The 7,669-nt window shown below is 71.6% G+C and carries 4 protein-coding genes and 1 pseudogene; 4 read left to right on the top strand and 1 reads right to left on the bottom strand.

Features of this window, described 5'->3' with window-relative positions; translation table 11 throughout:
• Positions 1-63: 63 nt before the first annotated feature.
• Both aceF and lpdA read left to right on the top strand, forming a co-directional pair.
• Positions 64-1,809 carry a dihydrolipoyllysine-residue acetyltransferase gene (gene aceF, locus G7A99_RS06885; RefSeq protein WP_163139290.1) on the top strand — a complete coding sequence of 582 codons (1,746 nt, stop codon included), beginning with the start codon at positions 64-66 and terminating at the stop codon, positions 1,807-1,809.
• A gap of 77 nt (positions 1,810-1,886) precedes the next feature.
• A complete protein-coding gene (gene lpdA, locus G7A99_RS06890; RefSeq protein ID WP_163139291.1) occupies positions 1,887-3,680 on the top strand; it encodes a dihydrolipoyl dehydrogenase in 1,794 nt (597 codons plus the stop codon).
• Between the two features lie 17 nt (positions 3,681-3,697).
• On the opposite strand, the gene G7A99_RS06895 is transcribed toward lpdA, so the two are convergent.
• Positions 3,698-5,062 (bottom strand): phosphomannomutase, encoded by a 1,365-nt coding sequence (locus tag G7A99_RS06895; RefSeq protein WP_163139292.1) that lies wholly within the window; start codon positions 5,060-5,062, stop codon positions 3,698-3,700.
• Positions 5,063-5,178: 116 nt separating this feature from the next.
• On the opposite strand from G7A99_RS06895, the gene G7A99_RS06900 reads away from it, so the two are divergent.
• Both G7A99_RS06900 and G7A99_RS25275 read left to right on the top strand, forming a co-directional pair.
• Entirely contained in the window at positions 5,179-6,201 is a 1,023-nt protein-coding gene (locus G7A99_RS06900) for a 3-oxoacyl-ACP synthase III family protein (RefSeq protein WP_163139293.1), read from the top strand.
• 88 nt (positions 6,202-6,289) lie between these two features.
• Positions 6,290-7,669, top strand: a pseudogene (locus G7A99_RS25275) (NAD-glutamate dehydrogenase domain-containing protein); the annotation flags it as partial.

Below are 7,669 nucleotides of genomic sequence, written 5' to 3' on the forward strand. Positions count from 1 at the left end.
TCCCCCGGCGGCCGCGGCCGCCGGGGCCGTCCGCGCGCCCGCAGCCGATCTGGAGGAACACCCGTGGCTGACACGAAGGAAATCAAGGTCCCCGACATCGGTGACTTCGACGAGGTCGACGTCATCGAGGTCCTGGTCAAACCCGGCGACACCGTCGAGGCGGAAGACTCGCTGATCACCCTGGAGTCCGACAAGGCCACCATGGAGGTGCCCTGCCCCGAGGCCGGCCGGGTCGCGGAGGTCCTGGTCTCCGCCGGCGACAAGGTCGCCGAGGGCACTGCCGTCATCACCCTGGAGGTGGCGGAGGCCGCCGGCGGCTCCGGCGACGACACCGGGACGACGGATACCACGGCGGCCCCGGAAGGGGGCACCGACTCCGCACCCGCCGCCTCCGGCAGTGAGGACGCCGGCGGCAGCAGCGCCGGTAGTGACGGCGGCACCGAGACCGTCACCGTGCCGGACATCGGTGACTTCGACGAGGTCGACGTCATCGAGGTCCTGGTCAAGCCCGGCGATACCGTCGAGGCCGAGGACTCGCTCATCACCCTGGAGTCCGACAAGGCCACCATGGAGGTCCCGGCGCCGCGGGGCGGGCGGATCGCCGAGGTCCTCGTCGCCGCCGGCGACAAGGTCTCCGAGGGCACCGCCATCGTCACCCTGGAGGGCGGCGCGCCGGCGAAGGCCGCGGACAGGGCGGAATCCAAACCCGCGGGTGACGAGCCGGAGACCGCCGCACAGGCGACCGGCTCGGAACCAGAGACCGGGGGGCCCGAGGAATCCGATGAGGGCGAAAGCGAAGTCCTCCCAGGCCCCAGCGCCGGACGCTCGCTGGAGGCCGATCACGAGCCCATCGAGCGGCCGATCGAGCCCGAGCGCCAGCGCCTCGCCCACGCGAGCCCGTCGGTGCGGCGCTTCGCCCGCGAGCTGGGCGTCGACCTCGGCACGGTGCAGGGCAGCGGACGCAAGGGCCGGATCACCCACGACGACGTCCGCGGCTTCGTCAAACGCGCGCTGCAGGGCGCCGGCACCGGGGCCGCCGCGCCGTCGGCCCAGGCCCCGGCCCAGGGTGGCATGGGCATCCCGCCCATCCCGGAGGTGGACTTCTCGAAGTTCGGCGAGGTCGAGGAGCGGCCGCTGTCGCGGATCAAGCAGAAGAGCGGCCCGCACCTGCACCGCAGCTGGCTCAACGTGCCCCACGTCACCCAGTTCGACGAGGCGGACATCACCGAGATGGAGGCCTTCCGCAAGGCCGAGAAGGCCGCCGCCGAGGAGCGCGGCGTCAAGCTCACGCCGCTGGCCTTCCTGGTGAAGGCCTCGGCGGCCGCGCTGCAGCGCTTCCCGGAGTTCAACAGCTCGCTCAAGCCCTCCGGCGACGCCCTCATCGTCAAGCACTACATCAACGTCGGCGTCGCCGTGGACACGCCCAACGGGCTGGTGGTACCGGTGGTCAAGGACGCCGACCGCAAGGGCATCTACGAGATCGCCGGCGACCTCGCCGAGCTCTCGACCAAGGCCCGGGACGGCAAGCTCGGCGCGGGCGACATGCAGGGTGGCACCTTCAGCATCTCCAGCCTCGGCGGGATCGGCGGCACGGCCTTCACGCCCATCGTCAACGCCCCCGAGGTGGCGATCCTCGGCGTGTCCAAGTCGAGCACCAAGCCGGTGTGGAACGGCAGCGAGTTCGCCCCGCGGCTGATGCTGCCGCTGTCGCTGTCCTACGATCACCGGGTGATCGACGGCGCCGCCGCCGCGCGGTTCACCAGTTACCTCGCGCAGCTGCTCGCCGACCTGCGGCGACTGGTGCTGTAACACCCGCCCGGCGACGGGCACGGGGAATTCCGCGGGCGCGCTTGCAGGCGCGCCCCCGCCAGGAGGAAAGACACGCCATGGCAGACGCAAAGGAAGTGAAGGTCCCGGACATCGGCGACTTCGACGCGGTCGACGTCATCGAGGTCCTGGTCAAGCCCGGCGATACCGTCGAGGCCGAGGACTCGCTCATCACCCTGGAGTCCGACAAGGCCACCATGGAGGTCCCGGCACCGTTCGCGGGCCGGATCAGCGAGCTCCGCATCGGCGTGGGCGACAAGGTCGCCGAGGGGGACGTCATCCTGCTCGCCGAGCCGTCGGGGGATGCCGGAGAGGCGGAAACCGGCGACGGGGGCGGTACCGACAGCGCCGGGGGCAGCGGTGAGACCGCGTCCGCCGGGGACGCCGGGCAGGCGGCCCCGCCCGCGCCGCAGCCCGCCTCCGCGGGCGATGCCCCGGCGGACGCCGACTGCGACGTGGTCGTCGTCGGCGCCGGCCCCGGCGGCTACACCGCGGCCTTCCGCGCCGCGGACCTGGGCCTGAAGACGGTACTGATCGAGCGCTATCTCAGCCTCGGCGGCGTGTGCCTCAACGTCGGCTGCATCCCCTCCAAGGCCCTGCTCCACGCCGGCGCCCTGCTCGAGGAGACCCGCCACTTCGCCGAACACGGCATCACCTTCGGCGAGCCCGAGATCGACACCGCGAAGCTCGGCGAGTGGAAGGACAGCGTCGTCGGCAAGCTCACCGGCGGCCTCAAGGGCATGGCCAAGCAGCGCAAGGTCGAGGTGGTCCACGGCGCCGCCGAGTTCGCCGGCAGCCACGAGCTGACCGTGCGCGGCGACGACGGCGAGCGCCGGATCCGCTTCCGCAACTGCATCATCGCCGCCGGCTCGCGGCCGGTGGCGCCGCCGGGCTTCGACCTGGACCACCCCCGGATCATGGACTCCACCGACGCCCTCAAGCTCGAGGACGTGCCGGAGCGGCTACTGGTGGTCGGCGGCGGCATCATCGGTCTGGAGATGGGCAGCGTCTATCACGCCCTGGGCTCGAAGGTGACCGTGGTCGAGATGCTCGACCGCATCATGGCCGGCGGCGATCCGGACATCGTCAAGGTCTACCGCAAGCGCATCGACAAGAGCTACGAGAACATCTTCCTGGAGAGCAAGGTCACCGCCATCGAACCGGACGACGACGGCGTGACCGTGCACTTCGAGGGCGAGAAGGCACCGGAGAGCGACCGCTTCGACCGGGTGCTGGTCTCCGTGGGGCGCCGCCCCAACAGCGACCGGCTCAACCTGGAGGCTGCAGGCGTCGGCCTCGACGAGCGCGGCTGCATCCCCGTCAACGAGCACCAGCAGACCAGCGTCGCCCACATCTACGCCATCGGCGACATCGTCGGCCAGCCCATGCTCGCCCACAAGGCCACCCACGAAGGCAAGGTCGCGGCGGAGTGCTGCGCCGGCGAGAAGAGTGCCTTCGACGCCCGGGTGATCCCGTCCGTGGCCTACACCAACCCGGAGGTGGCCTGGGTCGGCGTGACCGAGGAGCAGGCCAAGGCCGAGGGCCTGGAGATCGAGAAGGCGCAGTTCCCGTGGGCCGCCAACGGCCGCGCTCTGAGCCTGGACGCCAGCGACGGCGTCACCAAGCTGATCTTCGACGCGAAGAGCGAGCGCATCATCGGCGGCTCCATCGTCGGCCCCAACGCCGGCGACCTCATCTCCGAGGTCTGCCTCGCCATCGAGATGGGCGCGGACTGCCACGACATCGGGCTGACGGTGCACCCGCACCCGACGCTCTCGGAGACCGTGGCGATGGCCGCCGAGGCGGCCGCTGGCACGCTCACGGACCTGTACATGCCGAAGAAGAAGAAATGACCCCGGCGGGCCGGGCGTCACCCGTGCGCGAAGGCGTCCAGGCGGGCGATGAGCTCGTCGGTCTTCGCGCGCATCAGCGCCCGGTCCCCGCGCGTCTCCACGTTCAGCCGCACCACCGGCTCGGTGTTGGACATGCGCAGGTTGAACCGCCAGTCGGCGAACTCGATGCTCACCCCGTCGGTGTGGTCGACGGCGACGGCCTCCGCCCCGTACTCCGCCTCCACCGCCGCGATCGCCGCCGCCGGGTCGGCGATCTCACGGTTGATCTCGCCGCTCGCCGGAAAGCGCGCGATGCGCTCGTCGACCAGCTGCGAGAGCGGCTTGCCGGTGCGGCCAATGAGCTCGGCGACCAGCAGCCAGGGCAGCATGCCGCTGTCGCAGTAGGCGAAGTCACGGAAGTAGTGATGGGCGCTCATCTCGCCGCCGTAGATGGCATCCTCGGCGCGCATACGCTCCTTGATGAAGGCATGCCCGGTCTTGCACTGCACCGCCTCGCCGCCGAAGGTCCGGCACAGGTCGATGGTGTTCCAGGTCAGGCGCGGGTCGTGGATGATCCGCTCCCCCGGGCTGCGGCGCAGGAACAGCTCGGCGAGCAGGCCGACGATGTAGTAGCCCTCGATGAACCGGCCCTGCTCGTCGAAGAAGAAGCAGCGGTCGAAGTCGCCGTCCCAGGCCACCCCCAGGTCGGCGCCGCTGTCCGTCACCGCGGCGGCGGTGACCGCGCGGCTCGCCTCGACCAGCGGATTGGGCACCCCGTTGGGGAAGTGTCCATCCGGCTCGTGGTGGACGCGCACGAACCCGAACGGCAGGCGCGGCGCGAGGGCATCCACCACCGCCCCGGCGCCGCCGTTGCCGGCATTGACCACCACCGTCAGTGGCGCCAGCGTCGCCGTGTCGATGCTGCCGAGCAGGTGCTCGACGTAGTCCGGCCGGTGATCGAAGGCCTCCAGGGTGCCGCGTCGCGGGCGCACCGCGAGCTCGGGGCCGGCGGCGAGGCGCTCGATGTCGCCGAGGCCGCTGTCGCCGCTGATCGGCCGCGCGCCCTCGCGCACCAGCTTCATGCCGTTGTGGTCCCGCGGGTTGTGGCTCGCGGTGACCATGATCCCGCCGTCGAGGCCGTAGTGGAAGGTGGCGAAGTAGACCTCCTCCGTACCGACGACGCCGATATCGAGGACGTACACGCCGCCGTCGCGAAGGCCGTCCGCGACCGCCGCGGCGATCTCCGGGCTGGACAGCCGGATGTCGCGCCCGAGCGCGACCCGGCCGGGGCTGAGCGCCTCGGCGTAGGCGCGCCCGATGCGCCGCGCGAGCCCGGCATCCAGGTCGTCCGGCACCCGGCCGCGGATATCGTAGGCCTTGAAGCATCCCAGCAGTTCGCTCATGACGTCCTCGCTCGGCTGAAGGGCGGAGTTGAGGCGGGCAGTTTACCCGGCGGCGGCGCCCCGGCTGCAACGCGGACCACGACAGGACCGGCATCGACTGGCCGGGAGGCGCGCCGGTGAGCCGTTTCGCGCGGATTGTCGCCACCGGCCGTCACCTCCCCACCGAGCGTGTGAGCAACGCCGACCTGCTCGAGCGCCTGGGCGAGGCGCACGCCGGGCGCCTCGCCCGCTTCGAGTCGGGATCGGGCATCCACGCGCGCTACCGCGCCGCCCCCGGCGAGGCCACCTCCGACCTCGCCGCCGCCGCCGCGCGGCAGGCGCTGGCACGCGCGGACCTGGCCCCGACGGACGTCGACATGATCCTCGTGGGCACGGACACCCCGGACTTCCCCACACCGGCGACCAGCACCGTGCTCCAGGCCAAGCTCGGCGCCCACCAGGCCGGCACCTTCGACATCGGCTGTGCGTGCGCCTCCTTCCCCACCGCGCTCGCCACCGCGCAGGGGCTGATCGCGACCAACACCGGCGTGGACACGGTACTGGTGGTGGGGGCCTATCTCATGAGCCGGCATACCGCCGACGACGACCCCATGGGATTCTTCTACGGCGACGGCGCCGGCGCGGCGGTGGTCACCGCCGGCGACCGGCCCGGCGTGCTCGGGGCGGCCTTCGAGGCGGACGGGCGCTACGCCGACTACTGGGGCATCGACGCCGGGGGCACCGTCGAGCCCGCCTCCGCGGCGGCCGTTGCCGCCGGGCGACACCGCGTCCGGGTCAAGCACCGCTACCCGCCGGAGGTCAACGAGACCGGCTGGCCGCGCCTCGTGCGGCGCCTGGTCGCCCGCTGCGGCCTGGCGGTGGCGGACATCGACCACGTGATCTTCACCCAGATCAACCGCTGCACCATCGAGCACGCGTGTGCGGCGCTGGGGCTGACACCCGAGCGCGCGGTGATGATCATGGGCGAGTGCGGCTACACCGGCTCCGCGTGCGTGCCCATGGCGCTCGACCACCTCCTTGGCAGCGGCCGCGCCGCCGCCGGGGACCGGGTCGTGCTGCTCGGCTCCGGCGTGGGCTACAACATGGCCGCCGTGGCCCTGGAGATCGGCAGCGACGCCCTGCGCGCCAATCCGGGGTGACGGCGGGACACGCAGGCGCGTCACGGCGCTACACTGGCAGCAGGCCGCCACCGGATAAAGGCGGTTCCCGTGGAAAGCAGGGGGTACGATGCGACAGGCGAGCGAAGAAAAAGCCCGGGAAGAAGTCATCGACACCATCGCCGGGCGCGTCGGCGAGCGCTGGAGCGGCGAGGACGCGCCGCTGGTGGAGACGTTCGTGCGCCAGTACTTCGAGGGGGCGGCACCGGAGGACGTGATCGACCGCCGCCCGGACGACCTCTACGGCGCCGCGCTGTGCCACTGGAACCTGGGCGAGGTCCGCGCCCCCGAGCAGGTCCATATCCGCGTCTACAATCCGGACGCGGAGCAGAACGGCTGGCAGTCGACCCACACGGTCTGCGAGGTCGTCGCCCCGGACATGCCGTTCCTGGTGGATTCGGTGTCCATGGCGCTGAACCGCCTGGGGCTGACCATCCACCTGATCATCCACCCGGTGCTCACGGTGCGCCGCGGCGAGGACCACCGGGTCGCCGAGATCCCCGACGTGCAGCAGGCCGAGGGCGCCGGCCCCGAGGCATGGATGCACTTCGAGGTGGACCGCCAGAGCGACCAGGACGACCTCGAACGCATCCGCGGCGACATCGCCTCCGTGATCGAGGACGTGCGCCTTGCCGTGGGTGACTGGCGCTCCATCCTGGGCCGCCTCGAGGAGGCGATGCGCGAGCTCGAAAGCCGCCCGCCGCCCATCGACGCGGACCGGCTGGAGGAGGTCTCGGCGTTCCTGCGCTGGATCCACGACGATCACTTCACCCTGCTTGGCTACCGGCGCTACGAGCTGTCCCGCAAGGGCCGCCGCGACGAGCTGCGCGCGGTCGCCGACTCCGGCCTGGGCATCCTGCGCGCGCACAGCGGCGACGAACGCTCGGAGAGCTTCGCGGCCCTGCCCGCCTCGGTTAAGGCGCTGGCCCGCGACCCCGAACCGCTGGTGCTGACCAAGTCCAACAGCCGCGCCACCGTCCACCGCCCGGGCTACATGGACTACATCGGCATCAAGCGCTTCGACGCGAACGGCGAGGTGATCGGCGAGCACCGCTTCCTCGGGCTGTTCACCTCCGCGGCCTATCACCGCAGCCCGCGCACCATCCCGCTGCTGCGCCGCAAGATCGAGCAGATCCTCGAGCAGGCCAACCTCCGGCCCAACAGCCACGCGGGCAAGGCGCTGATCAACATCCTCGAGACCCATCCGCGGGACGAGCTCTTCCAGGCCTCCACCGACGAGCTCTACGAGACCGCCAAGGGCATCCTGCACCTGCAGGAGCGCCAGCGCGTGCGGCTGTTCGTGCGCTACGACACCTTCCGCCGCTTCGTCTCCTGCCTCGTCTACGCCCCCCGGGAGCGCTACAACACGGACGTGCGCGAGCGCATGCAGTCGATCCTGGTCGACACCTTCTCCGCCGAGAACGCCGAGTTCTCGGTCCAGCTCTCCGAG

The sequence above is a fragment of the Arhodomonas sp. KWT genome (assembly GCF_010993615.1).

Excerpts from the sequence above, each read along its gene's own strand:
- lpdA (WP_163139291.1), top strand. The coding sequence starts at position 1,887 with ATGGCAGACGCAAAGGAAGTGAAGGTCCCGGACATCGGCGACTTCGAC.
- G7A99_RS06895 (WP_163139292.1), bottom strand. The coding sequence starts at position 5,062 with ATGAGCGAACTGCTGGGATGCTTCAAGGCCTACGATATCCGCGGCCGG.